This window comes from Pseudoduganella sp. RAF19 (assembly GCF_052114165.1).
GTDB lineage: Bacteria > Pseudomonadota > Gammaproteobacteria > Burkholderiales > Burkholderiaceae_D > Rugamonas.
Genome location: NZ_JBFREF010000005.1, coordinates 179744 through 206439 on the forward strand (window position 1 = coordinate 179744; position 26696 = coordinate 206439).

Genomic DNA, 26696 nt, shown 5'->3' on the forward strand with positions numbered 1-26696 from the left:
CCTCAGAACACGAAATCGACGCCAGCGGCGATCACGTTAACTTTCTTGTTATACACCGCAGGACCGTACACCAGCGAACCGGATTTGGAAGTCGGGTCCACGCGGTCGTACTGCACTTTCAAAGCCAGCGACTTGGCGAAGTCCCAGCGCACGCCGACCAGGTCGGAGCTCTGCGATGCCGATGTCAGGAAGGCAGCGACCGGCACTGCCAGGGCAGCCGGCAGGGCCGGAGCCGTGATCTTCTGGTTGGCGCCGTTGTAGTGGGCGTGGGCGTAGTAAGGCAGCACTTTGCCGAAGCGGTAGCCGGCCATCACGTACCAGGCGTTGGTTTGCGGAATGTACACGGCGTCCTGGGCGCGGCGTTGAGCGTACTCAGCCTGGCCGACGATGTTCTTCCAGTCCAGGGTCGCACCAATCTCGGTAAAGCTCATGTGCTTGCCGCCCTTGGTGGTCATGTCGTTGGCCAGCTGGCCGAAGCCGAATTTGGTCAGGTTGTCGGTCAGGCCGTTCAGCAGGGCGAAGTCGTTCACTTCGACTTTGGCGCGCAGGTGAGCGGCGCGCACGGTGATCGGACCGTGTTCGGCGGTTACGGCAAAGCCATAGACCGGCGCGTCATAGTGGGTCACGGAACCGGTGCCGCCGGCGGCGACGAACAGCTTGCCGCTGCTCTTGCCGACCACGCCCTGCACGGTGACGTTGGTGTCGCCGAAGGAGTGCTGCCAGTTGATGTCGGCGCCGTCCACGCTTTCCAGCGGTTCCTGCCCGTACAGCTCGATCGGCGGACGCATCATGGTGTTGGCGTAGCCCACATTCTGGTAGTCGGAGATCAGGAAGGCCGGGATGACGGTGCGGCCGAGGCGCACGCTGGTTTCATCGTTCAGCTTGTATTTCAGGAAGGCCCAGGTCAGCTCGGTGGTGAATTGCTGGCTGGTGCTTTTGCGGCTCAGCACCTGCACGGTGGCGGACAGGTCAGGCGTTGCCTGGTAGCTGGCTTGCAGGCCGAGGTTGGTATCCAGACCCAGGCGAGGAGAATCGCCCACGCCTTCTGCCTGGTTGTAGCGGACGAACTTGACGTCGTCGGTATTGGTTTTGGCGGCTGCTACCGTGCCGAAACCACTGATGCTCAGGTTGCCGTCGCCCAAGATACCCGCCTGTGCCGACAGCGAAGCGGCGGCTGCCAGGACGGATGCGACGATAAATTTCATCTTCATAAGTGGTGATCCATGGTTGTTTTATATGATTTTGTCCGCACGGTCGTACTGTTTTTCTTGTGCGACGCGACAGTGCAGGACTGCCGTTCCCTCGGCAGTTGCTCACGATAAATGAAATGGCTTGCATTCTGAAACTAGTTTCAGTGAACTAGTAGGGTTTTACTAATTTTTGTAGACATTTATGCGACATTTCATTACAACAATTGCACTGTTGCGGTGCATGAATTATTGCCCTAACAAGGCAATGAAATTACGGTGGCAGGGATTACAATAACGGCTTCTTTTCCCATCTTTGCACGAGAAAAATACAATGGCCGTCAACTCCCCAATCCCTGTCGCCTCCGAACTGAAACCTGTCGCCGGTATCGAGATCGGCTACGCTGAAGCGGGCATCAAGAAACCGAACCGCAAGGACGTACTGGTCATGAAACTGGCCGATGGCGCCACGGTGTCGGGTGTGTTCACGCTGAACCGTTTTTGCGCTGCACCAGTGCAGATCTGCAAGGAGAATCTGGCGGCAGTGAAGGGCGGCGCCAAGCCGATCCGCGCCCTGATGGTCAACACCGGCAACGCCAACGCGGGCACCGGTGAAGCGGGCATGGCCAATGCGCGCGCTACCTGCGCTGCGCTGGCAAGTGAACTGGGCTGCGATGCACAGCAGATTCTGCCGTTTTCCACCGGCGTGATCCTGGAGCCGCTGCCGGTCGAGAAGATCAAGGCCGGCCTGCCAAAAGCCGTGCAGAACCTGAAGTCCGATAACTGGTTCAACGCTGCCGAAGCCATCATGACCACGGATACCCAGCCGAAAGCCGGCTCGCGTACCGTGCAGATCGGTGGCCATACCGTGAATCTGACCGGCATCTCCAAGGGCGCCGGCATGATCAAGCCGAATATGGCGACCATGCTGGGCTATCTGGCCTTCGACGCCAAAGTGGCGCAGCCGGTGCTGGACGTCTTGACCAAGGAAGCCGCTGACCAGAGTTTCAACTGCATCACCATCGATGGCGACACTTCCACCAACGACTCCTTCATGATCATCGCTACCGGCGCCGGTACGCTGGAAGTGAACTCGGTCGATTCGCCGGAATACAAGGCGCTGGCCGCTGCGGTGAACGAGTTGTCCCTGTTCCTGGCTCAAGCCATCGTGCGTGACGGCGAAGGCGCGACCAAGTTCATGACGATCGCCGTGGAAGACGGTAAGAACGCGGAAGAATGCCGCAAGATCGCGTATTCCATCGGTCACTCGCCACTGGTTAAAACTGCCTTCTTCGCTTCCGATCCTAATTTGGGCCGCATCCTGGCAGCCATTGGCTATGCCGGCGTGGATGACCTGGATGTCAGCAAGATCAACCTGTATCTGGACGATGTGTGGGTGGCCAAGGACGGCGGCCGCAACCCGGACTACAAGGAAGAAGATGGCCAGCGCGTGATGAAGCAGAGCGAAATCACGGTACGCGTGAAGCTGGCGCGCGGCGCGGCCAAGGCGACCGTGTACACCTGTGACCTGTCCCACGACTACGTTTCCATCAACGCCGACTACCGCTCCTGATGGCTACCCAGCTTGAGCAATTCCTGAAGCGCGCCGAAGCCGTACTGGCGCGCGTGGAAGCCATCCTGCCGCCCGCACCTCCCGCGCCGGACTGGAGCGCCGCCACGGCTTTCCGCTGGCGCAAGCGCAAGGGCTTGGCGGAGGGCGGCTGGCTGCAGCCGGTGCGCCATCCTGCCGCCATCGCGCTCAACGATTTGCAGCATGTTGGGCCACAAAAGACGCAGATCGAGCAAAATACGCGGCAGTTCGTGCAAGGCAAGCCAGCCAATAATGTGCTGCTGACGGGCGCGCGCGGCACTGGCAAGTCTTCGCTGATCAAGGCGTGCCTGAATCAGTTTGCTGCTGATGGCTTGCGCCTGATCGAAGTGGACAAAGCCGATCTGGCCGATTTGCCGGACATCGTCGACCTGGTCGCGGGGCGTCCTGAGCGCTTCGTCGTGTTCTGTGACGACTTGTCCTTTGAGGAAGGCGAGGGCGGCTACAAGGCGCTAAAAGTGGCGCTGGATGGCTCGGTTGCCGGCCACGCCGACAATCTGCTGATCTACGCGACCTCCAACCGCCGCCATCTGCTGCCGGAGCGCTTCAGCGACAACGCAGGCACCACGCATGACGACGACGGCGATCTGCATCCGGGCGAAACGGTGGAAGAGAAGATTTCCCTGTCTGAGCGCTTCGGGCTATGGTTGTCCTTCTATCCCTTCAAACAGGACGATTACCTCGGCATCGTCGCGCATTGGCTGGCATCTTTCGGCTGCTCGGCCGAACAGATCGCGGAGTCGCGTGCCGACGCCCTGCGCTGGGCGCTGCAGCGCGGTTCACGCTCGGGCCGCGTGGCCTGGCAGTTTGCGCGTGATTACGCGGGAAAGCATTGAATGAGCAATCCGATAGATGTGGCCGTGGGTATTCTGATGAAGCCCAACGGCGATGTGCTGCTGGGCAGCCGTCCCGAAGGCAAACCGTATGCGGGCTACTGGGAATTCCCGGGCGGTAAGGTCGATCCGGGCGAAACCATCCTGGAAGCCTTGAAGCGCGAGTTCATGGAAGAACTGGGCGTGCGCGTGCTCAGCGCAGAGGAGTGGTGCGGCGTCGAGCACGTGTATGAACACGCGCACGTGCGCCTGCATTTCTTCATCAGCCGAGAGTGGGAAGGCGAGCCGCAGAGCCTGGAAGGCCAGGCATTTGCATGGCAAGGGGAGGTCGGTGTAGAGCCGCTGCTGCCAGCCACCATTCCATTGCTGGAGTGGCTGGACCGCGTGCGTTACTGACCCGTCGGGTTGGTTTCGTCCTCGGGGTCCGGTGCGGAGCCGGGGACGCGGTACTTCTCTTCGGCCCAGGCGCCGAGGTCGATTTGTTTGCAGCGTTCGGAACAGAACGGACGGTATTTATTGGCTTCGGTCCACTCCACTTTTTTGTGGCAGGTGGGGCATTCAACTACAGTAGGCATGGCTTAGAAATTACAGAGGGTGAGCTCGAATGGTACATCTTCTTCCAGCGGCTTGGGTTTCAGATCGCCGCCCTGGCTGGTAAAGCGTACCCACAGCATATATTTGTTGGCCGAGATTTCCGGGATGGCGCCCATCGCTTCATCCACACTCAGGCGCAGCATCTGGTACACCTTCCCCTGCAACATCTGCTGGTAACTTCCTGCATTGGCAATCATTTTCACCGGACCGCCCGAGTCGCGCAACAGGCGCAGCACCAGGGCCAGCGCATCGAACAGGGGCGCCAGCGGCGCAAACCAGCCCGCGATATCGTTGAAACGGTACTCCGCCGGGCGCTTCTGCCAGGCGTAGTAAGAAGGCAGGTCGAATTCGCAGGCGCCGCCAGGAATGATGGTGCGGCCGCGGATGCTCATCAGCCATTCATTGTCGCGCACATTCTGGCCGGTCTTGCCTTGTGCGGCAACCAGGGCGCTGGAAACGGCATCCACTTCGGCCAGGATGGCGTCCAGCATATCGGCCTGGACATTGGGATTGGAACGGTAGCCCAGCAGGCTTTGGCGCTGGCGCTCCAGTTCCTGCAGCAGATCGGATTTCAGGTCGGCACGGCCGGCCACTTCCAGCATGTCGAAGATCGTTGCGAGGGCTACGTGATGCTGCATCGGATGTTCCTGATGCACAAAGAACTTGAATTTCTCGTACAGGTCCTCCAGGCGCAGCAAGGTGCGAATGCGCTCGTTGAAAGGATATTCGTAGACGATCAAAATGACATCCCTTTTATAAACCTGTAAGAATCACGTGATTCTGAACCATGCGAAGCAAAAATACAAACGTTGCTAACGTATTGTTATCTTTCTTTCGGAAAAATCCAGATAAAGTTGATGTAAACGATCAATTTTCGGCGGTAAGTCCTCGATTTTGCCGCCGTTTTCGATAATATCGTCCGCCGCCGCGAGGCGTATTGGACGGGCTACCTGGGCCGCCATAATGGCCCGAACTTGTTCTTCCGGCAATCCATTGCGCGCCATGACGCGGCTCAGCTGGACCTCTTCCGGGCAGTCCACCACCAGCACGCGGTCGACGCGGTCTTTCCAGGTGCCGGACTCGACCAGCAGGGGGACGTCGAAGATGGTGTAGGGGCCGGTGGCAATTGCCGCGGCAGCGGCCACGGCGTCGCGGATGCGGGGATGGAGGATGGCCTCCAGGCGGCGCTTGGCGTCCGGTTCGCGGAATACCAGTTCGCGCATTTTGGCGCGGTCCATGGCGCCCTGGGAATCCGCCATCTCGACGCCGAACTCGGCAATGACCGCGGGCATGGCCGCGCCGCCGGGCGCGGTCAGGCTGCGGGCGATCTGGTCGGTGTCGACAATGGTGACGCCCCGCTCGGCAAACAGGCGGGCAACGACGCTCTTACCGCTGCCGATGCCGCCCGTCAGGCCGACGGTGAAGCGTCCGGACATATCAGCCGCCGGTCACGCCGCGCAGCACGGCGCTGATCTGTTCGCCGAACAGCATGGCCAGCACGCCCGCACCCGCCAGGTAAGGGCCAAAAGGAATCTGGGTGTGGCGGCCTTTGCGCTCCACGATCATGATCGTAATGCCCACGACGGCGCCCACCACGGACGACAGCAGGATAATCGCCGGCAGCATTTGCCAGCCCATCCAGGCGCCCAGCGCAGCCAGCAGCTTGAAGTCGCCATAGCCCATGCCTTCGCGGCCGGTCGGCAGTTTGTAAGCCCAGTAGATGGTCCACAGCGCCATGTAGCCGGCGGCGGCGCCGATCACGGCGTCTTTCAACGGCACATAGGTGGCGTTCACGTTCATCAATAGGCCCAGCCAGAGCAGGGGATAGGTCAGATCGTCCGGCAGCAGCTTGGTGTCGGCATCGATGAACGTCATGGCAATCAGCAGCCAGCCAAACACCAGAGCAGCCATGCCCGCGTAGCCGGAGCCGAATTTCCACACCAGCGCGGCGGACAGGATGGCGGTCAGCGATTCGATGATCGGGTAGCGCGCCGATACCGGCGCCTTGCAGCTGCTGCAGCGGCCGCGCAGCACCAGCCAGCTGATGACCGGAATGTTTTCCAGTGCCGTGATCTGGTGGCCGCAATGCGGGCAAGCCGAACGCGGCGCGATCAGGTTATAGCGGTCCGTATGCGGCAGGGGCTTGCCTGCCTCGTCGGCAATGTAATTGTCCATTTCACGCTGCATCATCTTGGGCAGCCGGTAGATCACCACATTGAGGAAGCTGCCTACCAGCAGACCCAGGATTGCTGCCACGATGGCAGCGGCCATCGTAGCGGGCGGAGAAAACAGCGCGAAGGTTTCTTGCATTGAGTGTCCTTAAACAACCGAACCGAGTTTGAAGATAGGCAGATACATTGCAACCACCAGGCCGCCAATCAGCACGCCCAGGATCACCATGATCGCTGGTTCCATCAGGCTGGACAGCGAAGCCACGGCGTCGTCCACTTCTTCTTCGTAGAAGTCAGCCACCTTGCCCAGCATCGAATCGAGTGCGCCGGATTCTTCGCCGATGGCGACCATCTGGGTCACCATGCTGGGGAAGACTTCCGCATTCTGCATTGCCACGGTCAGGCTGACACCAGTCGAAACTTCGGTCTGGATTTTGCGAGTCGCATCCAGGTACACGGCGTTACCGGCTGCGCCACCCACCGAATCCAGCGATTCAACCAGTGGCACACCAGCGGCGAACATGGTGGACAGGGTACGCGTCCAGCGCGCGATGGTGGCCTTGCGGATCACCTCACCGAAAACAGGCAAACGCAGCAGCAGGCGGTCCATGGTCTGCTGCATTTTCAGCGAGCGTTTCCAGGACTGGAAGAAGAAGTACAGGCCGGCGCCCAGGCCACCAAAGATGATGTACCAATACTTCACGAAGAACTCGGAAATATTCATCACGAGTACGGTCGGCGCGGGCAGATCGGCGCCAAAGCTGGTGAACACTTCCTTAAATGCCGGCACCACCCAGATCATGATCACGGCGGTCACGATGAAGGCCACCGCCAGAATCGATACTGGATAAGTCAGTGCCGACTTGATCTTGGCCTTCATGGCCAGCGTCTTTTCCTTGTAGATCGCCAGGCGGGTCAGGAGGTCTTCCAGAATACCGGCCTGTTCACCGGCGGCTACCAGGTTGCAGAACAGCGGATCGAAGTAGAGCGGGAACTTGCGAAAAGCCTGGTTCAGCGAAGTACCGGTCTCGATATCCGAACGCAGGTCAAGAATCAGTTTGGACACGGAAGGATTCGCATGACCCTTGCCCACGATGTCGAACGCCTGCAGCAGCGGCACGCCGGCTTTCATCATGGTGGCCAGCTGGCGGGTGAAGAGGGTGATGTCCTTGTCGGTGACCTTCTTGCCGGAGCGGTAGACCTTCTTCTTTACCTTGGTAACCATGATGCCCTGGCGGCGCAGGGTCACATTGACCACCGCCTCGCCACCGGCGCGCAGTTCGCCGCGCACGGTCTTGCCGGTCTTGTCCTTGCCTTCCCAGGCGAAGACAGATTCTTTTACATTGCCCGCGTTTGCCATATTCGTGGTTCCTATTCGTTGGTGCAGCCCAGCACTTCTTCCAGGCTGGTCAAGCCGTTCCTGACCTTGACGAGGCCCGATTGCCGCAGCGATTTCACGCCTTCGGCTTCGGACTGGGCGGCAATCTGCATTGCATTGCCATTGGACAGAATCAATGCTTCGATCGCGGGCGTGATCGGCATGATCTGGTAGATACCGACCCGGCCTTTGTAGCCGGAGCCGTTGCAGCGTTCACAGCCCACCGGGCCGTAAGGTTTCCAGCTGCCATCCAGGTCTTCCTCCTTGAAGCCGGCCTTCAGCAGCAGCTCGGGCGAAATATCGACCGGCTGCTTGCAGGTGCAAAGGCGGCGCGCCAGGCGCTGCGCCGTGATCAGGATGACGGAGGAAGCGATATTGAAGGGCGCAATGCCCATGTTCATCATACGCGTGAGGGTCGACGGCGCATCGTTGGTGTGCAGGGTGGAGAACACCATGTGACCGGTCTGCGCGGCCTTGATCGCAATGTCGCCCGTTTCCAGGTCACGGATCTCACCAACCATGATGATGTCCGGGTCCTGGCGCAGGAAGGCTTTCAGCGCGACCGGGAAGGTCAGGCCCGCCTTGTCGTTCACGTTAACCTGGTTCACGCCGGGCAGGTTGATCTCGGCCGGGTCTTCCGCGGTGGAGATATTGATGCCGGGCTTGTTCAGGATGTTCAGGCAGGTGTATAGCGACACGGTCTTGCCGGAGCCGGTCGGGCCGGTTACCAGCACCATGCCGTATGGGCGCTGGATCGCGTCCAGCAGCAGTTCCTTCTGGTCAGGGTCGTAGCCAAGCGAATCGATACCCATCTGGGCCTGGGTCGCATCCAGAATACGCATCACGCACTTTTCGCCGAACAGGGTCGGCAGGGTCGAGATACGCAGGTCGATGGTCTTGGTGGCCGAAACGACCAGGCGCATGCGGCCGTCCTGTGGCACGCGCTTTTCGGAGATGTCCAGCTTGGCCAGCACCTTGATACGCGAGATCAGCTTTTCCTTGATGCCGATCGGTGGCTGGGCGTGTTCCATGAGCACACCGTCGACGCGGAAGCGGATGCGGTAGAACTTTTCGAATGGTTCGAAATGCAAGTCTGATGCACCCATGTTAACGGCGTCCATCAGCATCTTGTTCAGGAAGCGCACGATCGGCGCATCTTCCACTTCGGTTGCCGCGTCGGCTGCGGCTTGCGATGGCGCGGCTTCCGATTCCTCGGCGAACTCGATGTCGGCTTCATCGCCTGACATATCGTGCAGACTTTGTTCCGAGGACTTGCCGAGGTCGGCCAGCAGCTTGACCAGGGTGTCATGCGGCACCACCACCGGTTCCACCGAGGATTCGGTCTGGAACTTGATCTGGTCCAGTGCCTGCGTATTGGTCGGATCGGAGATGGCAACCGCCATCTTGTTGCCGCGTTTGGTCAGCGCAATTACGCGCTGGCTGAACATCAGCTTGGGATCGATGATCTTTTGCGGCAGCAGGTCGAGATTGAAGGCCGCCAGATCCAGCATGGGATAGGCGAACGTCTCGGAGCAGAACAGCGCCAGATCGCGCGCATTGATGGTGCCGCTGGACAGCAGCACGTCAATGAAGGGCTGCTTCTCGGTCTGCGACTTCTTTTGCAGCGCATCCGCCTGCGGGGCGGTGAGACGCCCGGCTTGCATCAATGCCCGCGCCAGCCCCGACATAGGAGTGCCTGACGTCGAGTTGGGTTGGACTGCTGCCATAGGAGCGCGCTATCTATCTAGTGAAAGGATGTCTACGATCCCCGGATGATGCCTGCGGGCATCATTTTTGTAAAGCGAAGGACTCTAGAGTGCGCGCCTCAGGCCTTAGGGCGTCGCAATTTCACTACTTTGATGGCCTGATCGTGGACTTGCACCACCTCGATGATGCACTGGCCGACTTTTAAACTGATTGGTGCTTCCGGAATATCCTGCAGCAGTTCGAGCAGCATGCCATTCAGTGTTTTCGGCCCATCCAGCGGAAAGTTTAAACCTAAGCGCTTATTGATGTCACGCAAAGGCGTGGTGCCTTCCAGCAGGCACTCGCCGTTGGCATCCCAGCCGAAGCTGTCGGCGCGCGTGGCGCTTGGCGTGGAGGTGGTGAACTCGCCAATCATTTCTTCGATGATGTCATCCAGCGTGACCAGGCCCTGCACCTCGCCGTATTCATCAACGATGATGGCCAGCCGCTCCTTGTTCTCCTGGAAGTTCTGCAGGGCGGCAAAGGCGGCCGTGTCTTCCGGCATGAAATAAGGCTCGCTGAGGAGGGCGCGGAAATGGTCGTTGGTCAGTTCGTCTTCTTCATTCAGCAGCGCCACGGCCTTGCGCACGTGGAGAATGCCGAGGATCTGGTTGATCTCGCCATCGTAGACGGGCAGCTTGTTGTGATAGCAGGTGGTGAGCTGGGCCTTGATATCTTCCACTGGCACGGCCAGGTTCAGGGCTTCGATCTGGGCGCGCGGGGTCATGATGTCCTCGACCGAAATGGTATCCAGATCGAACAGATTCATCAGGATGCTCTTGTGCTTCTGCGGGATGAAGGCGCCATTCTCGATCAGCACCGAGCGCAGTTCATCGGGCGACAGGCGGGCCTCCTCGGCCGCACCAGCCGGCTTCACGCGCGCCAGGCGCAGCAGGGTATTTACGAACAGATGCACAAACCAGATCAGCGGCTTGGCGGCCGACAGCAAAGGACGCAGCACGAAAGAGGCGGGCAGCACAATCTGGTCCGCATAGCGCGCGCCGATGATCTTCGGCGAAATCTCGGCCAGCACGATCAATATGAAGACTACAAGACCTGTTGAAATAAGGATCACGTGCTCTTCCAGGCCGAACTGGGTAATCGCGATCGCGGTCACGAGCGCGATGGCCATTGCATTGATCAGGGTATTGGCGATCAGGACCAGGGACAGCAGCTGCTCGGTCCGCTGCAGCAGCCACAGCGTCGCGATCGCGCGTTTGGAGCCACGTTTAGCCTGGTGGCGCAGGCGGAATCGATTGGCCGCCATCAAGGCGGTTTCGGCCATGGCGAAGAAGGCCGAGGCGAGAATCAGGAAGGCAAGGGCAGCGAATTGCGCCCACAAGGGAACATTATCCAAGGGAGGTCAAAGGGAACCGGAGAAGCCCCCGATTCTACAGTATTTAATTTGGGGTCAGGTACGAAATGCTACATGGGTTCGCCTGCGCCGAAGCGGCCTCATGTAGCATTTGGTGCCTGACCCTATAATGGCGTGATGGAGCGATTGGCTTTGGTGCCGCCGCCTCGGCTGGCGGGGATTGTGCGCTATTTTCATGTGGAGCGGTCGAGCTCGGGCGCGGTCATGGTGCCGTCGACGCCTTGCCCGATGCTGACCTTTTTTATCCGCGGCGGTTCGCTGGCGGGCGGCGTGCTGTATGACCGTCCCTTTGTTACCGGTCCGCTGACCGGGCCTTTCCCCGCCGTGTGGGAGCCCGGTACGACTTTCATCAGCGCCATCATCGAGCCGGGGCGCTTCGGGCGGCTATTCGATCCTGATCTCAATGAGCTGTGCGACGCCATCCTGCCGCTCGATGAATTGCGCCTGCCGACCGCGCAGCTGGAAGATGCCTTGCGTTCTTCCGGTGATTGCCACCAGTGGGCAAGCGACTTCGCCGACTGGCTGTTCAAATTGCTGGATCGCCGCGAAGGCGGGCGCGAGCCCTTCGTGCTGCCGGCGAGCCTGCTGGCGCTGCCGACGCTGGATATTGCTGCGCGCTGCGGGATGAGCGTCCGTCAGCTTGAGCGCCGCTTCGCCGCCAGCTACGGCCAAAGCATCCGCGATTCGCGCAAGATGGACCGCTACGTGCGCGCGCTGGCACGGCTGATGGCGCAGCCGCCCAGGCACGGCCTGCTCACCCGTGTCGCCATGGATACCGGCTACCATGACCAGGCCCACATGATCCGCGACTTCATCCAGTACACCGGGCTCGCCCCGCGCACCCTGCTGCAAGGCGTGGCAGCTGACACCAAGGGCGAGCTGCGTCTTTACCACTACGACGACGAAGCGCTGGCCGTCGTGGCGGGCGAGCTGTCGCATTCATACAAGTATTAGCCCGCACAACCCGCTATCGTGACGCCGGATTTCACGTTTAGGGGAAATGCATATGGAAGCAACGCTGGAGAAGGACGGCTATGTCGTCACTTCGCTCGAATCTCTGCTCAACACCGCCCGCACGGACAGCCTCTGGTATCTCAGTTTCGGCCTGGCCTGCTGCGCGGTCGAAATGATGGAAGCCGCATCGGCCCGTTATGATCTGGACCGCTTCGGCATGTGTCCGCGTCCGTCGCCGCGCCATGCGGACTTGATGATTGTCGCCGGCACGCTGACCAACAAGATGGCGCGCGCCATGCGCAAGGTCTACGATCAGATGCCGGAGCCGCGCTATGTGGTGTCGATGGGCTCCTGCGCCAATGGCGGCGGCTACTATCACTACTCATATTCGGTGGTGCGCGGCTGCGACCGCATCGTGCCGGTGGACGTCTATATTCCCGGCTGTCCGCCGACGCCGGAGGCCCTGCTGTATGGCCTGATGCAACTGCAGCGCAAGGTCAAGGGATTGAAGCCGAATAAGCACTACAGCGAGATCGCTCGCTGATGCGCTACTATTCTGCCCATCGTTCATTACGGAAGGATGTGCAGAATGAAGAAAGTCGCCGCGGCGCTGGCCGCGCTGGCGCTGGTCCACAGCACGCAGGCCGCCGAGCTGAATAAGTCCCTGCTGGCGCGCGCCGAGAAGGCGAAGCCGGAGGTGCTGAAGCTGCTGGGCCGCATGGTCAATATCGACTCGGGCTCCTTCAACGGCAAGGGCCTGGACAAGGTCGGCGCGCTCGCTGCCGCCGAACTGCAGAAGCTGGGCGCGCGCATCGAAACCTTCCCAGCTTCGCCTGCATCCGGCCACAATATTCAGGCGACCTTCACCGGCAAGGGCAAGGGCCGCATCCTGCTGGTAGCGCACCTGGATACCGTCTACGGCGACGGCACGGCCGCTTCGCGTCCCTTCCGCATTGAGGGCCATCGCGCCTACGGTCCCGGCATCATGGACGATAAAGGCGGCGTCGCGGCCGCCATTGGTGCGCTGAAGATCCTGCAAGGTTACAAGGACTACGCGAAGATTACTGTCCTCCTCAACACGAATGAGGAAACCGGCTCGCACGGTTCACGCGCCCTGATCGAAAAACTGGCGAGGGAACACGACGTCGCCTTCAATCTTGAACCGGGCCGCGCTGCGGATGGACTGGTCGTTGCGCGCAAAGGTAGCGGCGAAATTGAGCTGGAGGTAACCGGCAAGGCCGCGCACGCAGGTTCGGCGTCGAAGGATGGCAAGAACGCCGCGCAGGAAGCGGCGCACCAGCTGATGCAGCTGTCCGACCTGGGTGATGAGGACAAGCACACCACGGTCAACTGGACCGTCATCAAATCCGGTGATCGCAGCAATGTGATTCCGGACCGCGCGTCCATGCAGGCGGATGTGCGCGTGATGGTGGCCGAGGAGTTCGACCGCGTCGAGCATGATCTGGCGCGCCTGTCGGCTAATAAGATGATCCCGGAAACGCGGGTCGAGGCCCATCTGGTGCGCGGCTTCCCGCCAATGCCGCCAAGCCCGGTCACCGATGCGCTGGCGCAGCAGGCGGCGGATATCTACGCGGAGCTGGGCCGCAAGCTGACGCTTGAGAGCAGCGGTGGCGCGGCCGATGCGAGCCTGATCTTCGCGGCCGGTGTGCCCACGCTGGATGGCCTGGGTATTGTCGGTGGCGGCATCCACACGGCCGATGAATACGCCGAAATCGACAGCATCGCACCGCGCCTGTACCTGCTGGCGCGCTTGATTCAGGTGTACGGCAAAGGCGATCAGCTGCCGCGATAAGTGGAGTAGGACCAGGGCGACACCACCAGCGGCACGTGGTAGTTCTGGTCGCCGTCCGCGATGCCGAAGGCGATCGTCACATGATCGATGAAGCGCGGCGTCGGCAGCGTCACGCCGTGCTCCGCGAAATAATCGCCGGCTTCAAACACCAGCTCATAACGGCCCGGCTTCATCTCGGCGCCTTCCAGCAGCGGTGYGCCGCAGCGTCCGTCCCCATTGGTGGTTTCTTCCTTTAATTGCGAACGTGAGCCGTCCGGCGCGATGGCGTACAGGGCGATGCGCACGCCGGAGGCCGGACGGCCGTTGGCGGTATCGAGTACGTGCGTGGTCAGTTTTCCCATGATTATCCTTATATGTGCGGGCTGATTTGCGTATTCCGTAAATCATATACCGATGCCAACCCGGCAATATAAGATGGAAGATATACCAATCACCCTGACTTCACCATGAGCTATCCGCGCGACATGATCGGCTACGGCCGCACCACTCCCCATCCGAACTGGCCCGATAAAGCCCGCGTGGCGCTGCAGTTCGTACTGAATTACGAGGAAGGCGGCGAGAATAATGTGCTGCATGGCGATGCGGCCTCCGAGACCTTCCTGTCCGAGATCATCGGCGCAGCGGCGTTCACCAATCGCCACATGAGTATGGAGTCGATTTATGAATACGGCTCGCGCGCCGGCCTGTGGCGTTTGCTGCGCATGTTCGAGGAGCGCAAGCTGCCGCTGACGATTTTCGGCGTGTCGACGGCCTTGCAGCGCAACCCCGAAGCGGTGGCCGCGTTCCAGGAACTGGGCCATGAAATCGCCTGCCACGGCCTGAAATGGATCAGCTACCAGAATATGGACGAGGCCACCGAGCGCGCCCACATGAAGGAAGCGGTTGGGATCATCAAGGAGCTGACCGGCAGCGCACCTCTGGGCTGGTACACCGGCCGCGACTCGCCGAACACCCGGCGGCTGGTCGTGGAGCATGGCGGTTTCCGCTACGATGCCGACTATTACGGCGACGATCTGCCATTTTGGCAGGAAGTTGCGCACACGGACGCAGGCGGCAAGCCAGCCGTCACGCCGCAGCTGATCGTGCCCTACACCCTCGATACCAATGATATGCGCTTTGCTGCAATGCAAGGCTTCAATAGCGGCACGCAATTTTTCGACTACCTGAAGGACGCTTTCGACGTACTCTATAAGGAAGGGGACCCGAATGGCCTGAACCAGCCGAAAATGCTGTCGATCGGTCTGCACTGCCGCCTGGTCGGACGTCCGGCGCGCGCGGCGGCGCTGGCCCGCTTCCTCGACTATGTTCAGGGCCACGAAAGCGTATGGATCACCCGCCGCATCGATATTGCGGAGCACTGGCACCAGCACCATCCGTATATGCGAAATCGCTGATATTCAAAATCAGTAAATTCTTATAGGGGCGGTGGGGTGCGGTGCTAATCTTGCAATCTGGGACTATTGCGAGGCCGAGATGTCAGAACCGATCCGTTTTTATTACCGCGGAAGCGTGCACGAAGTGCATGACGCCGCCCCGACGCAGACTGTCCTGCAGCATCTGCGCGAGGACTTGCACTGTACCGGCACCAAGGAAGGCTGCGCCGAGGGCGACTGCGGCGCCTGCACCGTCGTGCTGGGCGGCCTGAATGCCAACGGCCAGCTTGAACTGAAGGCCGTGAATTCCTGCATCCAGTTGACGCCAACCCTGGACGGAAAAGCCCTGTTCACTGTGGAAGACCTGCAACAGCAGGACGGCGCGCTGCATCCTGTGCAGCAGGCGCTGGTGGAATGCCACGGTTCGCAATGCGGTTTCTGCACGCCGGGCTTCGCCATGTCCATGTGGGGCATGTACCTCAAGCAGGAGGGTCGGAAGCCCGAACGCAAGGAGATTGACGACTGCCTGTCCGGTAATTTGTGCCGCTGCACGGGTTACCGGCCCATCATCGACGCGGCCCGGCGCATGATGGAGCTGCCGAAAGTGGCGTTCGACCGCGCGCAGCTGGTGGCGCAGCTGGAAGCGCTGAAGCGCGATCAGCTGGCGGTGTACAACGCGCATGGCCAGACTTTCCTGGCGCCGCGCACGCTCGATGAACTGATCCAGCTGCGCGCTGCCAATCCGGCCGCCGTGCTGCTGGCAGGTTCCACCGACGTGGGACTGTGGATCACCAAACAGATGCGCGAGATCGCGGACATCATTTATCTCGGCCATGTCGATGCGTTGAAGGCAATGCGCGTGAGCGAAGGCAAGCTGGAAATCGGTTCCGGGGTGTCGCTGGAAGATGCTTACAACGCCCTGTGCGAGCACTATCCATCCGAGCTGGGCGAACTGCGCCAGCGCTTTGCTTCGCTGCCGATTCGTAACGCCGGAACCCTGGGCGGCAATGTGGCCAACGGTTCGCCGATCGGCGACTCCATGCCGTGGCTGATCGCACTGGGTTCCGAGGTCGTACTGTGCGGCGCAGCAGGTGAACGCGTGCTGCCGCTGGAAGCCTTCTATCTCGATTACATGAAGAAGGATCTGCAGGCGGACGAATTCGTGCAAGCTGTGCGCGTGCCGCTGCCGCGCGCGGATGTGCAGTTCCGCACTTATAAGCTGGCCAAGCGTTTCGACCAGGATATCTCCGCGGTGTGCGCCGCCTTCGCCTTCCGCATCGAAGACGGCGTGATTGCCGAGCTGCGCATCGCTTTTGGCGGCATGGCGGCCACACCGAAGCGCGCTGCGCGCACGGAAGCGCTGCTGCAAGGCCGCGTGTGGGATGAGGCGGCGATGAAGGAAGCGATGGCGATGCTGGCGCAGGACTATGCTCCCTTGAGCGATATGCGCGCCAGCAGCGAGTACCGCATGAAGACGGCGCAGAATCTGCTGCGCCGCTTCTGGCTTGAGACGCGCAGCGAAGCGCCATTGTCCGCGCAGGACGTGAATGCTTTCGCCGCCGGCGCGTGAAAGGAAAGACCATGAATCATCCCGTCACTCCCGAACTGAAGGCCGCCGCCTGGAGCGGCGTCGGCATCCCACGCAAGCACGAATCGGCCGAGCTGCACGTGCTGGGGCAGGCCACCTACACGGACGATATCCCGGAAGTGCAAGGCACGCTGCATGCTGCGCTGGGCCTGTCGTCGAAAGCACACGCCCGCATTACCGGATTGAGCCTCGATGCCGTGCGTTCGTCGCCGGGCGTGAAGGCGGTCTACACGGTGGCCGATATCCCGGGCACCAATGACTGCGGTCCGATCATTCACGACGATCCCATCCTGGCTGACGGCGAAGTGTTCTACATCGGCCAGCCGATCTTCATCGTGGTGGCGGACAGTCACACCAACGCCCGCCGCGCAGCGCGCCGTGCGAAAGTCGATTACGAAGATCTGCCCGTCATCCTGACGCCGCAGCAGGCCAAGGCTGCCGGTTCTTACGTTCTGCCGCCGATGCATTTGCAACGTGGCGATTGCGAAGCTGCCTTCCAGCGCGCGCCGCGCAAGGTGCAGGGCCAGCTTTTTGTCGGCGGCCAGGAACAGTTCTACCTGGAAGGCCAGATCGCTTACGCCATCCCGAAAGAAAACAAGGGCATGCTGGTGCAGTGCTCCACACAGCATCCGAGCGAGATGCAGCACGTTGTCGCGCACGCGCTGGGGCTGCATTCGCATCATGTGCAGGTCGAATGCCGCCGCATGGGTGGTGGTTTCGGCGGCAAGGAATCGCAATCGGCGTTGTGGGCTGCAGCCGCTGCGATTGCCGCAGTGAAGAGCGGCCGTCCGGTCAAGCTGCGCGCCGACCGCGATGACGACATGATGGTAACCGGCAAGCGCCACTGCTTCTTCTACGAATACGAAGTGGGCTATGACGACGACGGCCGTATCGTTGGCGCCAAGCTTGACATGACGCTGCGTGCTGGCTATTCGGCCGACCTGTCCGGCCCTGTTGCGACGCGCGCCGTCTGCCACTTCGATAATACCTACTACCTGTCCGATGTGGATATCCGCGCAGGCTGCGGCAAGACCAATACGCAATCGAATACCGCCTTCCGCGGCTTCGGCGGTCCGCAGGGCGCTATCGCCATCGAGTACATCATCGACGAGATTGCACGCAACCTGGGCCGCGATCCGCTGGACATCCGCCGCCTGAATTTCTACGGCAAGGAAGACCGCAACGTTGCGCCTTACGGCCAGGTCATCGTGGACAACGTCATCCATGAACTGGTGGCGGAGCTGGAAGAGAGCAGCGAGTACCGCGCACGCCGCGCTGCGGTGGCGGCATTCAACGCGACCAGCCCTGTGCTGAAAAAAGGGCTGGCTCTGACACCGGTGAAATTCGGCATCGCCTTTAATGTGACCCACTTGAACCAGGCGGGAGCGCTGGTGCACGTGTATGTCGACGGTTCGGTGCTGGTCAATCACGGCGGCACGGAAATGGGGCAGGGCATCAACACCAAGGTGGCGCAATGCGTGGCACATGAACTGGGCCTGGATCTCGATCACGTGCGCGTGACGGCAACCGATACCAGCAAAGTGGCCAATACCTCGGCAACCGCAGCGTCCACCGGCGCTGACTTGAACGGCAAGGCGGCCCAGGATGCCGCACGCCAGATCCGCGAGCGTCTTGCCGCGTTTGCCGCGCGCCAGTATGGCGGCGATGCGGCGGATGTGCGCTTCTTTGGCAATGAGATCCACGTCAGCGGGCAATCGCTGCCTTTTGGGGAGATTGTGCAGAAGGCTTATCTGGCACGCGTTCAGCTGTGGTCCGATGGCTATTACGCCACGCCTGGCTTGCACTGGGACGCCAAGACCATGAACGGCCATCCATTCTCTTATTACGCTTACGGTGCGGCCGTATCGGAAGTGGTGGTTGATACGCTGACCGGCGAATGGAAGCTGCTGCGCGCCGATGCCCTGTACGACGCCGGCGCTTCGCTGAATCCTGCCATCGACCTTGGCCAGGTGGAGGGCGCTTTCATTCAGGGCATGGGCTGGCTGACGACCGAGCAGCTGTGGTGGAATTCACTGGGCAAGCTGATGACGCATGCCCCGTCCACTTACAAGATTCCCGGCATCTCGGACTGCCCGCAGGACTTCCGCGTCAAGCTGTTCGAGAACCGCAATGTGGAGGATTCGATTCACCGCTCCAAGGCAGTGGGCGAGCCGCCGCTGCTGCTGCCGTTCTCCGTGTTCTTCGCCATTCGCGATGCAATTTCGGCGGTCGGTGGCCACAAGATCAATCCTCCGCTGAACGCGCCTGCGACCAGCGAAGAAATCCTGCGCGCTATCGCGGTTGTGGAAGCACAATGAGCGGCTGGATGACCGCGCCCGGCGCGCCTGCCGTCCTTGTAACGGTCGCGCGTGTAGAGGGCTCCGCACCACGCGAAGCCGGCACCAAGATGCTGGTGACGGCTGACACCCAGTTCGATACGATCGGCGGCGGCCATCTTGAGCATCGCGCCTTCGACATCGCGCGCAGCATGCTGGCGGAAGCCGCTTCTGGCGGCAACGGCCGCAGCGCGCAGCTGCCGCGCTACGAACGCTTTCCTCTCGGCCCGCGCCTGGGCCAGTGCTGCGGCGGCGTGGTCTGGCTGACCTTCGAACTCGTCAGCGGCGAGGTGGCCGCAGTTCTCGCGGCGTTGCGTGAGCGGCGCTGGGACGACAGCTGGCGCTACGTTGCGCTGGATGGTGATCCGATGTGTGCGGTCGTGGACGCGCAGGGGCATCTGCTGGCTGGCGTGCAGCCGCCGGCCGATCTGCCGCATGGCCCGGCAGGACTGGCGACCGATGCAACGGGCCGCCGCTGGCTGGTCGATCCTTGCCTGACGCCGCGCGCGCACCTGGTTCTGTTTGGTGCAGGCCACGTTGGCGCCGCGATCGTGCGTGCGCTGGGGGAGCTGCCTTGCACCGTGACCTGGGTCGACGAACGCGACGATATGTTCCCCTCCGAGATCCCGGCCAATGTGCGGATTGAAGCAACCGATACGCCGGAAGCCTGCGTGGACGAGGCGCCACCGCATGCGAGCTACCTGGTGATGACTCACAGCCACGCGCTGGACCAGCGCCTGTCCGAAGCCATTCTCGCGCGTGCCGATGTGGGCTGGTTCGGCCTGATCGGCTCCAAAACCAAGCGCGCGCAATTCACCTCCCGCCTCGAAGCGAAAGGCTTCAGCGCGGAGCGCATGGTGTGCCCTGTTGGCATACCGGGTATCATCAACAAGGCACCAGCGGTGATTGCCGCCTCGGTCGCCGCCCAGTTATTGATGGTCTGGGAAGACCAGACGAAAGAATAAACAGTATGAACAAAACGCACAATGTGCAGGCCTACCGAGCAGGCTTGCTGCACTTTCACGCCGATCCGGCCTTCACCGAGCGCGCCCACGCCTGGCATGAAGATGGCCTGCTGATCGTGGAAGACGGCAAGGTGCAGGCAGCTGGCGACTACGCCACGCTGAAGGACGCACTGCCGCCGGACACGGAAGTGCACGACTACCGCGGCAAGATCATCATGCCGGGCTTTATCGATGCTCACGTCCACTATCCGCAAACGGACATGATTGCCTCACCGGCGCCAGGCCTGCTGCCCTGGCTGGAGCAATACACCTTCCCGACCGAGCGCAAATTCGCCGATCCGGCGCACGCCGCGCAGACCGCTGAATTCTTCCTCGACGAGCTGCTGCGCAACGGCACCACCACGGCCATGGTCTACTGCACCGTCCATCCCCAATCGGTGGACGCCTTCTTCACCGCCAGCGAGCAACGTAATCTGCGCATGATCGCGGGCAAAGTGATGATGGATCGCCACTGTCCTGACTTCCTGTGCGATACGGCGGAACAGGGCGCGCGCGACACCGAGGAACTCATTCAGCGCTGGCACAAGCACGGCCGCTCGCTGTATGCCATCACGCCGCGTTTTGCACCGACTTCCACGGAGGCGCAGCTGCAACTGGCGGGCGAACTGGCGCAGAAGTACCCGGATACCTTCCTGCAAACCCACGTCTCGGAAAACCAGGAGGAATGCGCCTGGGTGCAGCAGCTGTTCCCGCAAGCCCGCAGCTATCTGGACGTGTACGACCGCTACGGCATGATGCGTCCGCGCGCCGTGTTCGGTCACTGCATCTGGCTCAATGAGCGCGACCGCGAACGCATGGTGGAAACCAGGTCCGCCGCGGCGGTGTGCCCGACTTCCAACCTGTTCCTGGGGAGCGGCCTGTTCGACTTCGAACAGGCCGACAAGCACGGCATGCTGATGTCGCTGGCGACGGACGTGGGTGGTGGCACTTCCTTCTCCATGTTGCAAACGATGAATGAAGCCTATAAAGTAGCGCGCTTGAAGGGCAGTTACCTGCCTGCCATGCGCATGTTTTACCTGGCTACCCTGGGTGCGGCGCGCAGCCTGCAGCTGGACGATACGATCGGCAGCTTTGCGGCCGGCTGCGAAGCGGACTTTATTGTCATCGACCCGCAAGCGACGCCGCTGCTGGCGCGGCGCAGCGTCAACACGGAAAGCCTGGAAGAACAGCTGTTTGCTTTGGCCTTGCTGGGCGACGACCGCGTGATCGCGGCCAGTTATTCAGCGGGCAGGAAGGTACACGAGCGCAGGGTCTGAACAACAAAACCGAGAGAGACCGTCCATGAAAAAGACCATCCCGAGCCTGCTGATTGCCCTGGCCTTCGCTGCGCCAGCCGCTGTGAATGCCGCCAGCAACCAGGACATCACGGCGCGCCACTTCGCGTCCCTGGTCTCGGGACCGCAGCCCAAGCTGGCGGAACTGACCATGTTCTTCACCCAGTTCCCCAAGGGCGGCGACCTGCACAACCACTACTCCGGCGCGATCTACGCGGAGCAATACCTGGAGTGGGTGGATAAGCAGGGCTACTGCATCGACAAGGAAACCTCGCGCATCGTCACCGATCAGGCGAAACGCACTGCGGGCTGTGTCAGCGCCCAGGATCTGGCGCTGGATAACACGGCCCTGCGCAACCTGCTGCAACGCTGGTCGGTCAAGGACTTCTACAATCACGGCGCGCAGCAAATGCCGCCGGATCATACCTTCTTCGAAACCTTCGGCTACTTCAACGATGTGGCGTCGACCAATGGCAATGATGGCCTGAAGCGCCTGAAACAACGCGCCATCGATGAAAACCTGAGCTACATCGAAACGGTGTACGAGATCGCACCGATTACTCTGGACCCGGATTTCGACAAGTCGGTGAAGAATGACGGCTCGCTGCCGCAGCAATTAGATGCCTACCTGAAGAAGCTGGAAGCCAATCCATCTTTCGCCAAAGGCATCGCGGACTACAACACGCATCTCGACACCAGCAGCGCCGGTATCGACGATGAACAGTTCACCATGCGCTACCAGCCGTTCGTGCTGCGATTCCTGACGCCGTCCATGGTGTTCTCGCAAATGGCGGCCGGCTTCAAGCTGGCGATGTCGAATCCGAAGGTAGTGGCTGTCAATATCGTAGGCGCTGAGCACTTCACCGTGTCCATGCGCGACTACGATCTGCACATGCAAATGTTTAAGTTCCTGAAAGCTAAGTATCCACAGGTCAAGCTGTCGCTGCACGCAGGCGAACTGGCCCTGGGCATGGTGCCGCCGGAAGGCCTGAAGTTCCACATCGGTGAGGCGATCGACGTGGCGGGCGGCCAGCGTATTGGCCACGGGATCGATATCGTGCACGAACGCAATGCGCCAGCCCTGCTGAAGGAGATGCGCGATCGCAAGATTCCGGTCGAGATCAATCTCAGCAGCAACGAGTTCATCCTGGGCATCAAAGGCGAGGCTCACCCGGTGACGGTGTATCGCAAATACGGGGTGCCATTTGTGATCTCGACTGACGACGCGGGCGTGTCACGCAACAACTTGTCGAATGAATACATGCTGTTTGCGACCCGCTATCACGCCGACTATGCCGAAGTGAAAAAGCTTTCATATGACAGCATTCGTTACAGCTTCATGTCCGATGCTGACAAGCAACGGTTGCTGAAACAACTGGGTGATCGCTTTGCCAAGTTCGAAGCCGATGTGGCAAATTCGCAGCAAAAATCAGTGAAATAAAATCAATATCTGCCGGGCGGCCAAGCGGCTGCCCGGTCCCGCCTGGTTCCCGTGTGGCCCTGACGCCACAAATTGTTGTTCTCTCGAAAGCGTTTTAATAATTTCTTCATGAATTAAATTCACGCAAGAGTGACTGAATTATAATCCCGCCTCAAAGCCTTCCCCCAGCGCAGCTATTCTTTGACCAAACGATGACCGGATGAGGTCGATCTAGATTTTTTGCATATAAATCCGCAAAGGAAATCGAATTTGTCACGATTTGGTCAGTTCATGCATAGTTGCACGAAAAATAAACAATTATGCGCGCAGGGAAACCTTGTGTGTGTCACAGAGTTGTCATAAAGCTGTCACGGTCTTGAAAAACAGACCGGATAGACTCGCTGGTCGGCTAATAAATTTGCAATATTAATACTCGTAAAACAAGGCCGCGAGCGGGGTAGTCACAAGCAATACCGTCCGTGTCCAATAATTTTGTCTCTTTTGGGGTTATTACAATGAAGAATCAAAAACGACTTCGGTTGACGCAGATCGCGTTTAGCCTGTCACTCGCTCTGGCGGCTCCCGCCTTCGCGCAGAACACCACGTCCGCCATCGGCGGCCGTATCTCCGTTGCTGATGGCAAACCAGCAGCTGGCGCCCAGGTGACGATCCTGCACGTTGAATCCGGTTCCGTCAGCAACGTGGTGACCGACGCCGAAGGCCGTTACGTTGCACGCGGTCTGCGCGCCGGCGGTCCTTACACCATTACGGTCACCCAGAATGGCGTGACCGAAAAGCGCGAAGGCGTGTTCATCGAGCTGGCGCAGACCGCCAACGTGGACGCCACCATCGGCGCACCGATGCAGACCGTGACCGTTTCCGGCGTGGCCGGCGGCCGCAATGAGCGATTCTCCAAGTCCTCCATGGGCTCGGGTACCAGCATCAGCTCCGCTGAACTGGCTATCCAGGCGTCCATCGCGCGTAACCTGGCAGACTATGCCCGCTCCGACCCACGTATTTCGCAGACCGATAAGGAACGTGGCGAACTGTCCGTGGCCGGCCAGAACTCCCGCTACAACAGCCTGACCATCGACGGCGTGGCCGTGAACGACACCTTCGGTCTGGAAGCCAACGGCTCCCCGACCCTGAAGCAGCCGATCTCGATCGAAGCAATCCAGTCGGTACAGGTGAACGTAGCCAACTACGACGTGACCCAGAAGGGATACACCGGCGGCAATATCAACGCCGTGACCAAGTCTGGTACCAACCAGGTGAAGGGTTCGGTTTACTACGTCTTCCGTAACGACCGCCTGGCCGGTGACCGCTACAACTCGTCCAACGACACCTACTCCGCTCCGGCTCCTTTCAAGGAAACCACCAAGGGCGCGACCATCGGTGCTCCGCTGATCAAGGACAAGCTGTTCATCTTCGCCAACTACGAGAAGTTTGAATCGACCCGTACCGCGCCGGCCTTCGGCCCACTGGGTTCGAGCCTGACCAACGTGGGCGTGACCCCGTCCGCCATCTCCAGCGCGCAATCCATCGCCAAGAACACCTGGGGCATGGACATCGGCACCTCCGACGTGCCGGCCGGCCTGGCTGCAAACGTGACCGACAAGCTGGTCAAACTGGACTGGAACATCAACGACGACCACCGCCTGATGGTTCGTTGGGCCAAGACCTCGCAAACCGAGCCGCAGTTCTCCGGCCTGTCCGCGACCGGCCTGTCCCTGAACTCCGAATGGTACGCGCAGAACAAGTCGATCGAGACCAAGGTTGCCCAGCTGACTTCCGACTGGACTCCGACCTTCTCGACCGAGATCAAGTACTCGCAGCGCGACTATGACTCCGTGCCTGCCCTGAACTCCAACCTGCCTCTGATGGGCCTGCAGTTCAGCGGCGCTCTGCCAGCCGGTGCACCGGCCGGCGTGTCGACCGGTAACCGCTTCCTGAACTTCGGTACCGACAACAGCCGCCAGCTGAACGTGCTGGGCACCAAGACCAAGGACGCCTACGTTGGCGCCAACTGGTCCCACGGCGATCACGAAATCAAGTTCGGCGGTGACCTGAACAAGAACGACGTGTACAACGCCTTCCTGCAGAACGTATGGGGCAACTACACCTTCAACTGCATTAACGGCGCTGCCTACGACTTCAAGGGCGGTGCGACCATCGCCAGCTGCACGAACCTGTCCAACGCCGACTATGAAGCCGCCGTTCTGGAAAACTTCCGCCGCGGCCGTCCGACCTCTTACCTGGTTCAGGTGGCAGCGCCTGGCCGCACCCTGAACGACGCGATCTCGCAGTTCAGCTTCAAAAACTACGGCCTGTTCGTGCAGGACCAGTGGTCGGTGACCAAGAACCTGACCGTGCAGGCTGGTGTGCGTGTTGACTACGCTGACATCGGCGAGCATCCGCTGCAGAACACCGCCGTGCTGGCTGCTGCCGGTCCGATCGTGAACGGCCGCGCTACCGGCGGCTTCGGTCTGGACAACACCAAGACCTTCGACGGCCAGAAACTGTGGCAGCCGCGCGTAGGCTTCAACTACAAGCTGGATACCGAGCGCAACACCCAGATCCGCGGTGGTGCAGGCCTGTTCCAGGGCGCCGCGCTGACCGTGTGGCTGTCCAACCCGTTCTCGAACACCGGCGTTGCGACCAACGTGCTGGGTTGCGGCACCAGCGGCTTCTCGGCTTGCTCGACCACTGCTTCGATCTTCACTCCGGACATCACCAAGCAGCCGACCAACTTCTCCGGCGCACAGCCGGCTGCGAACGTCGACGCACTGGCTCCTGGCCTGCGTCAGCCGTCCGTGTGGAAGGCTAACGTCGCTGTTGACCACGAACTGCCTTGGTACAACATGGTGCTGAGCGGCGAATTCCTGAAGCTCAAGACCCGCGACGCAATCTACTACCAGAACCTGAACCTGGGTGCGCCAACCCTGATCGGTCATGACGGCCGTGAGCTGTACTACACCGCACAGGGCTACAACCCGGCTTGCTGGACCGCGAACGGTAACCTGACCAACGGCGTCTGCACCGGCTTCCGCGCCAAGGCACAGTCCAACGCATCGTTCAACAACGTGCTGGTAGCAACCCAGACCAGCGAAGGCTACTCGAACATCGCTACGATGTCCCTGAGCCGTCCGCTGATCGGTGGCTTCGGCTGGTCGCTGTCGTACACTTACACGGAAGCGAAGGAAGTTTCTCCGCTGACCTCGTCGACCTCCAGCTCCAACTACCTGAGCCGCTCCATCTTCAACCCGAACGAAGAAGTGGATGCTAACTCGGCGTACCTGGTGAAGAACCGTATCAACGCCATGGTTAACTTCCGTAAGGCGTTCTGGGGCGCTTACCGCACCACCTTCGGTCTGTTCTACGAAGGCCGTACCGGCAAGCCATACAGCTGGACCTTCAACAACGACATGAACGGTGACTCCTCGGCCGGTAACGACCTGATGTACATCCCGTCCAAGCCGGGTTCGGGCGAAGTGCTGTTCGTGGGCGACACCGCGACCAACCACCCGAACGAAGACAAGTTCTGGAGCATCGTGAACGCCAACCGTTCGCTGCGTAACGCCATGGGCGGCGTGACCAAGCGTAACGATGCCTTCTCGCCATGGACCAACAGCTTCGACGTGCGTATCGCTCAGGAACTGCCAGGTCTGTGGAAAGGCCACAAGGCTTCTCTGACCTTCGACATCTTCAACGTCGGCAATCTGCTGAACAAGAAGTGGGGCCGTATCAACGAGATCAGCTTCCAGACCAACGGCGGCCAGGCGCGCTCCTTCGTGGACTTCGCTGGTGTCGATCCTGCATCCGGCAAGTACATCTACCGTCTGCGCGACGTGGTGGAACCGTTCGATGTCCGCCAGGTCAAGGGCGAATCCCAGTGGGCTATGCAAGCTACCTTCAAGTACGAGTTCTAAGCGCTTTGCTTGATATAGTTTGATACAAGGGGCCGGTGGAAACACCGGCCCTTTTCTTTGTACAATGGACTTTTTGCCTTTCCCGTTTTTC

22 protein-coding genes are annotated in these 26696 nt (G+C 60.6%); 13 read left to right on the plus strand and 9 right to left on the minus strand.

The genetic code is table 11. The annotated features are described in order from the left end of the window. Nucleotides 1-2: 2 nt before the first annotated feature. Nucleotides 3-1211: a porin gene (locus AB4Z19_RS14105; RefSeq protein ID WP_442035468.1), complete on the minus strand. Its 1209-nt coding sequence runs from the start codon at nucleotides 1209-1211 to the stop codon at nucleotides 3-5. A gap of 310 nt (nucleotides 1212-1521) precedes the next feature. Here AB4Z19_RS14105 and argJ point away from each other — a divergent pair, with 310 nt between their 5' ends. From argJ to AB4Z19_RS14120, 3 genes are read left to right on the plus strand one after another with little or no spacing between them, the layout of a single operon-like run. Continuing rightward, nucleotides 1522-2760 carry a bifunctional glutamate N-acetyltransferase/amino-acid acetyltransferase ArgJ gene (gene argJ / locus AB4Z19_RS14110; protein WP_442035469.1) on the plus strand — a complete coding sequence of 413 codons (1239 nt, stop codon included), beginning with the start codon at nucleotides 1522-1524 and terminating at the stop codon, nucleotides 2758-2760. Continuing rightward, nucleotides 2760-3632 carry an ATP-binding protein gene (locus AB4Z19_RS14115; RefSeq protein ID WP_442025262.1) on the plus strand — a complete coding sequence of 291 codons (873 nt, stop codon included), beginning with the start codon at nucleotides 2760-2762 and terminating at the stop codon, nucleotides 3630-3632. Before argJ ends, AB4Z19_RS14115 begins: the two co-directional genes overlap by 1 nt. After that, nucleotides 3633-4025, plus strand: a complete 393-nt coding sequence (locus AB4Z19_RS14120; RefSeq protein ID WP_442025263.1) for an NUDIX domain-containing protein — start codon at nucleotides 3633-3635, stop codon at nucleotides 4023-4025. Here AB4Z19_RS14120 and yacG read toward each other — a convergent pair. From yacG to AB4Z19_RS14155, 7 genes are all read right to left on the minus strand, one after another. Continuing rightward, nucleotides 4019-4204 (minus strand): DNA gyrase inhibitor YacG, encoded by a 186-nt coding sequence (yacG, locus tag AB4Z19_RS14125; protein WP_442025264.1) that lies wholly within the window; start codon nucleotides 4202-4204, stop codon nucleotides 4019-4021. The two genes, AB4Z19_RS14120 and yacG, sit on opposite strands and share 7 nt — an antisense overlap. Before the next feature lie 3 nt (nucleotides 4205-4207). Continuing rightward, a complete protein-coding gene (zapD, locus tag AB4Z19_RS14130; protein ID WP_442025265.1) occupies nucleotides 4208-4963 on the minus strand; it encodes a cell division protein ZapD in 756 nt (251 codons plus the stop codon). A 72-nt stretch (nucleotides 4964-5035) separates the two neighbouring features. Continuing rightward, nucleotides 5036-5659 (minus strand): dephospho-CoA kinase, encoded by a 624-nt coding sequence (coaE, locus tag AB4Z19_RS14135; RefSeq protein WP_442025266.1) that lies wholly within the window; start codon nucleotides 5657-5659, stop codon nucleotides 5036-5038. A 1-nt stretch (nucleotide 5660) separates the two neighbouring features. Continuing rightward, on the minus strand, nucleotides 5661-6533 hold the full coding sequence (locus AB4Z19_RS14140) for a prepilin peptidase (protein WP_442025267.1): 873 nt from the start codon (nucleotides 6531-6533) through the stop codon (nucleotides 5661-5663). A gap of 9 nt (nucleotides 6534-6542) precedes the next feature. Further along, nucleotides 6543-7754: a type II secretion system F family protein gene (locus AB4Z19_RS14145; RefSeq protein WP_442035470.1), complete on the minus strand. Its 1212-nt coding sequence runs from the start codon at nucleotides 7752-7754 to the stop codon at nucleotides 6543-6545. An 11-nt stretch (nucleotides 7755-7765) separates the two neighbouring features. Continuing rightward, nucleotides 7766-9499: a type IV-A pilus assembly ATPase PilB gene (gene pilB, locus AB4Z19_RS14150; protein ID WP_442025269.1), complete on the minus strand. Its 1734-nt coding sequence runs from the start codon at nucleotides 9497-9499 to the stop codon at nucleotides 7766-7768. Between the two features lie 98 nt (nucleotides 9500-9597). Next, complete coding sequence (locus AB4Z19_RS14155) at nucleotides 9598-10875, minus strand: HlyC/CorC family transporter (RefSeq protein WP_442025270.1); 1278 nt, start codon at nucleotides 10873-10875, stop codon at nucleotides 9598-9600. 246 nt (nucleotides 10876-11121) lie between these two features. Here AB4Z19_RS14155 and AB4Z19_RS14160 point away from each other — a divergent pair, with 246 nt between their 5' ends. From AB4Z19_RS14160 to AB4Z19_RS14170, 3 genes are read left to right on the plus strand one after another with little or no spacing between them, the layout of a single operon-like run. Next, nucleotides 11122-11847 (plus strand): helix-turn-helix domain-containing protein, encoded by a 726-nt coding sequence (locus AB4Z19_RS14160; protein WP_442035471.1) that lies wholly within the window; start codon nucleotides 11122-11124, stop codon nucleotides 11845-11847. 52 nt (nucleotides 11848-11899) lie between these two features. Further along, complete coding sequence (locus AB4Z19_RS14165; protein WP_442035472.1) at nucleotides 11900-12391, plus strand: NuoB/complex I 20 kDa subunit family protein; 492 nt, start codon at nucleotides 11900-11902, stop codon at nucleotides 12389-12391. A gap of 45 nt (nucleotides 12392-12436) precedes the next feature. Beyond that, nucleotides 12437-13660, plus strand: a complete 1224-nt coding sequence (locus AB4Z19_RS14170) for a glutamate carboxypeptidase (RefSeq protein WP_442035473.1) — start codon at nucleotides 12437-12439, stop codon at nucleotides 13658-13660. Here AB4Z19_RS14170 and uraH read toward each other — a convergent pair. Beyond that, a complete protein-coding gene (uraH, locus tag AB4Z19_RS14175) occupies nucleotides 13645-14001 on the minus strand; it encodes a hydroxyisourate hydrolase (RefSeq protein WP_442035474.1) in 357 nt (118 codons plus the stop codon). The two genes, AB4Z19_RS14170 and uraH, sit on opposite strands and share 16 nt — an antisense overlap. Before the next feature lie 105 nt (nucleotides 14002-14106). Between uraH and puuE the strand changes: the two genes are divergently transcribed. From puuE to AB4Z19_RS14210, 7 genes are all read left to right on the plus strand, one after another. Further along, nucleotides 14107-15054, plus strand: a complete 948-nt coding sequence (gene puuE, locus AB4Z19_RS14180) for an allantoinase PuuE (RefSeq protein WP_442028341.1) — start codon at nucleotides 14107-14109, stop codon at nucleotides 15052-15054. A gap of 79 nt (nucleotides 15055-15133) precedes the next feature. Beyond that, on the plus strand, nucleotides 15134-16603 hold the full coding sequence (gene xdhA, locus AB4Z19_RS14185; protein ID WP_442028340.1) for a xanthine dehydrogenase small subunit: 1470 nt from the start codon (nucleotides 15134-15136) through the stop codon (nucleotides 16601-16603). An 11-nt stretch (nucleotides 16604-16614) separates the two neighbouring features. Beyond that, nucleotides 16615-18939, plus strand: coding sequence for a xanthine dehydrogenase molybdopterin binding subunit (gene xdhB / locus AB4Z19_RS14190; protein ID WP_442035475.1), 2325 nt, complete (start codon nucleotides 16615-16617; stop codon nucleotides 18937-18939). Beyond that, complete coding sequence (xdhC, locus tag AB4Z19_RS14195) at nucleotides 18936-19922, plus strand: xanthine dehydrogenase accessory protein XdhC (RefSeq protein WP_442028837.1); 987 nt, start codon at nucleotides 18936-18938, stop codon at nucleotides 19920-19922. Before xdhB ends, xdhC begins: the two co-directional genes overlap by 4 nt. Nucleotides 19923-19927: 5 nt before the next feature. Further along, complete coding sequence (gene guaD / locus AB4Z19_RS14200; protein WP_442028836.1) at nucleotides 19928-21238, plus strand: guanine deaminase; 1311 nt, start codon at nucleotides 19928-19930, stop codon at nucleotides 21236-21238. A gap of 25 nt (nucleotides 21239-21263) precedes the next feature. Further along, entirely contained in the window at nucleotides 21264-22697 is a 1434-nt protein-coding gene (locus tag AB4Z19_RS14205) for an adenosine deaminase family protein (RefSeq protein ID WP_442035476.1), read from the plus strand. Between the two features lie 494 nt (nucleotides 22698-23191). After that, the gene (locus AB4Z19_RS14210; RefSeq protein ID WP_442028505.1) at nucleotides 23192-26605 is read left to right on the plus strand and encodes a TonB-dependent receptor domain-containing protein; all 3414 of its coding nucleotides are present in this window, start codon (nucleotides 23192-23194) and stop codon (nucleotides 26603-26605) included. The last annotated feature ends 91 nt before the right edge of the window (nucleotides 26606-26696 follow it).

What these genes read in the sequence shown, in the direction of transcription:
- AB4Z19_RS14105 (WP_442035468.1), bottom strand. Translation starts at nt 1,211, where the DNA reads ATGAAGATGAAATTTATCGTCGCATCCGTCCTGGCAGCCGCCGCTTCG.
- argJ (WP_442035469.1), top strand. Translation starts at nt 1,522, where the DNA reads ATGGCCGTCAACTCCCCAATCCCTGTCGCCTCCGAACTGAAACCTGTC.
- AB4Z19_RS14115 (WP_442025262.1), top strand. Translation starts at nt 2,760, where the DNA reads ATGGCTACCCAGCTTGAGCAATTCCTGAAGCGCGCCGAAGCCGTACTG.
- AB4Z19_RS14120 (WP_442025263.1), top strand. Translation starts at nt 3,633, where the DNA reads ATGAGCAATCCGATAGATGTGGCCGTGGGTATTCTGATGAAGCCCAAC.
- yacG (WP_442025264.1), bottom strand. Translation starts at nt 4,204, where the DNA reads ATGCCTACTGTAGTTGAATGCCCCACCTGCCACAAAAAAGTGGAGTGG.
- coaE (WP_442025266.1), bottom strand. Translation starts at nt 5,659, where the DNA reads ATGTCCGGACGCTTCACCGTCGGCCTGACGGGCGGCATCGGCAGCGGT.
- AB4Z19_RS14140 (WP_442025267.1), bottom strand. Translation starts at nt 6,533, where the DNA reads ATGCAAGAAACCTTCGCGCTGTTTTCTCCGCCCGCTACGATGGCCGCT.
- AB4Z19_RS14145 (WP_442035470.1), bottom strand. Translation starts at nt 7,754, where the DNA reads ATGGCAAACGCGGGCAATGTAAAAGAATCTGTCTTCGCCTGGGAAGGC.
- pilB (WP_442025269.1), bottom strand. Translation starts at nt 9,499, where the DNA reads ATGGCAGCAGTCCAACCCAACTCGACGTCAGGCACTCCTATGTCGGGG.
- AB4Z19_RS14160 (WP_442035471.1), top strand. Translation starts at nt 11,122, where the DNA reads ATGCTGACCTTTTTTATCCGCGGCGGTTCGCTGGCGGGCGGCGTGCTG.
- AB4Z19_RS14165 (WP_442035472.1), top strand. Translation starts at nt 11,900, where the DNA reads ATGGAAGCAACGCTGGAGAAGGACGGCTATGTCGTCACTTCGCTCGAA.
- AB4Z19_RS14170 (WP_442035473.1), top strand. Translation starts at nt 12,437, where the DNA reads ATGAAGAAAGTCGCCGCGGCGCTGGCCGCGCTGGCGCTGGTCCACAGC.
- puuE (WP_442028341.1), top strand. Translation starts at nt 14,107, where the DNA reads ATGAGCTATCCGCGCGACATGATCGGCTACGGCCGCACCACTCCCCAT.
- xdhA (WP_442028340.1), top strand. Translation starts at nt 15,134, where the DNA reads ATGTCAGAACCGATCCGTTTTTATTACCGCGGAAGCGTGCACGAAGTG.
- xdhB (WP_442035475.1), top strand. Translation starts at nt 16,615, where the DNA reads ATGAATCATCCCGTCACTCCCGAACTGAAGGCCGCCGCCTGGAGCGGC.
- xdhC (WP_442028837.1), top strand. Translation starts at nt 18,936, where the DNA reads ATGAGCGGCTGGATGACCGCGCCCGGCGCGCCTGCCGTCCTTGTAACG.
- guaD (WP_442028836.1), top strand. Translation starts at nt 19,928, where the DNA reads ATGAACAAAACGCACAATGTGCAGGCCTACCGAGCAGGCTTGCTGCAC.
- AB4Z19_RS14205 (WP_442035476.1), top strand. Translation starts at nt 21,264, where the DNA reads ATGAAAAAGACCATCCCGAGCCTGCTGATTGCCCTGGCCTTCGCTGCG.
- AB4Z19_RS14210 (WP_442028505.1), top strand. Translation starts at nt 23,192, where the DNA reads ATGAAGAATCAAAAACGACTTCGGTTGACGCAGATCGCGTTTAGCCTG.